This window comes from Chamaesiphon sp. OTE_20_metabat_361 (assembly GCF_031364565.1).
On sequence record NZ_JANLWO010000805.1, the window covers coordinates 1 to 1,809 of the forward strand.

1 protein-coding gene and 1 pseudogene are annotated in these 1,809 nt (G+C 41.2%); one reads left to right on the forward strand and one right to left on the reverse strand.

Features of this window, described 5'->3' with window-relative positions; all coding sequences use genetic code 11:
* Positions 1-1,050, reverse strand: a 1,050-nt coding sequence (locus RMO35_RS22680; RefSeq protein ID WP_309744590.1) for a PAS domain S-box protein, incomplete at its 3' end; no start/stop codon positions are given.
* Between the two features lie 657 nt (positions 1,051-1,707).
* Here RMO35_RS22680 and RMO35_RS25465 point away from each other — a divergent pair.
* Positions 1,708-1,809, forward strand: a pseudogene (locus RMO35_RS25465) (response regulator); the annotation flags it as partial.

Genomic DNA, 1,809 nt, shown 5'->3' on the forward strand with positions numbered 1-1,809 from the left:
TTTTTGTGGATAAGGTGTGGCACTCCATGATAACCAGCGATACGAGCCATCTTGACAACGATATCTATTTTCAAGATCGCTCTTAGGTTCACCGAGCCTTAGCGCTTCAAAGGTGGCACTAGTCCGCTCCCAATCGTCAGGATGAACTAATTCTAGATACGACTGCGAGCTTAATTCAGCTTGCGTAAAACCTAATGTTTTTTCCCCTGCTGGATTCAATCTGAGAAACGTCCCCTCAAAATCGGTAATAATCGTCAAATCTAATGATAGATCGAAGCACCTGTCGCGCTCTGCTTCGACTTGCTTGTGCGCAGTAAGATCGCGAAAATAAATTCCTAAACCTTCAGCGGTAGGCTCGGCGTGAATCTCAAAATATGTTTGAGTTGGCGCATATAATACTTCAAAATGTAACACTATTCGGTCGATCGCCGCCCGTCGATACTCCTGCTCGACAATAGTTCCTACCGACCAGGGAAAAACGTCCCAATAAATCCGACCGAGAAATGCTGAAGGTTTGAGATCCATTAATTGACGAACTAGTTCGGCTGCGGCTGGATTGGCATAAACAATCTGCCAATTAGTGTCGAGGCTAATATATGCGTCAGTCATGCTTTCCCAGATCTTGGCAATCTGCTGGGTCTTTTTTTGCGGCGTCAGCTCGACCCGAGCATCTTGGATCGCAGTTTGGATGCTTGAGTCTAATAATTCTGCTGTGAGGTGGCGCTTAACTAAACAGTTAGCAGCACCCAATTTAATTGCTGCTACAGCAACTCTCTCGTCTCCCACCCCAGTCATCACAATAATCGGCGGATTACTGTTATTACTCTGAGTTTGCAGCGCTGCGATAAAAGCTAGCCCATCGGGCAGCGAATGAGCGAGTAAAATAGCATCAATTACCTGCGTGCGACACAGATTCAATCCTTCCGCTGCTAGCTCTGCTGCTAATAAGTAGTAAGCAGCATCTAAATTGGTCGTGAGAAAAAGTCGATACAGCTCGCGATCGATCGGGTTATCATCAACAATCAGCACTGTATAAGCTCGGTCGGTCATAACTGGCTGCCCAAATTAATTGCTGTCTGAAAATTTCTAACTATATCTGTTGCAACTATTAATTCACCACACACATTAACTACATTCTAATGGGGAATGCTCGGTCTCTTCGCTCTAGATCGTAAATATAGACGTATACCGCAATAACTACATGTGTAATATATTGCTGATAACTAGTGGTGATGAGGCAATCGTAATGACTGGATCCATGTTTGTACTTAGAAATCCCCACCAAAAGTTACAGATAAATTTTAATTAAGATTTGCAATTCATCAAAATAAATGTTGCTGAGGGCTATTTAGCAACGATGATGCAGAATTTAATACTGCCTTGAAGTGAGTACCAACAACACTCGATTTTCGGTAGTGCATTGCCCGTGCGACTAGCTTAAATCTTCTTAACTGAATTATCGTTTGAGGTATTCTGACAAAGCTTGACTCAGGCGATCGTCGATCGAAGTATTACGGAGCGGTTGTTTGAGGGGCTTATTTTTTAGTAAAGTATAAACATTGATTTTAATACGATCGAAAATATTTAGAAATTCAGCAATTAATAAATCCGCATAATATTCCTAATGATAGATATCAAAAATCTGTGTGAATGTAACAATTAGTGAATATAACAAAGATTTTAAACCCCTGGAATTTTACAATTAAAATGCTCAAAAATTCAAGATTGAACATTCTGCTAGTCGAAGACGACGAAGTAGATGTGATGACCGTACAGAGAGCTTTCAAACAAAGTAAAATTACTAATCCT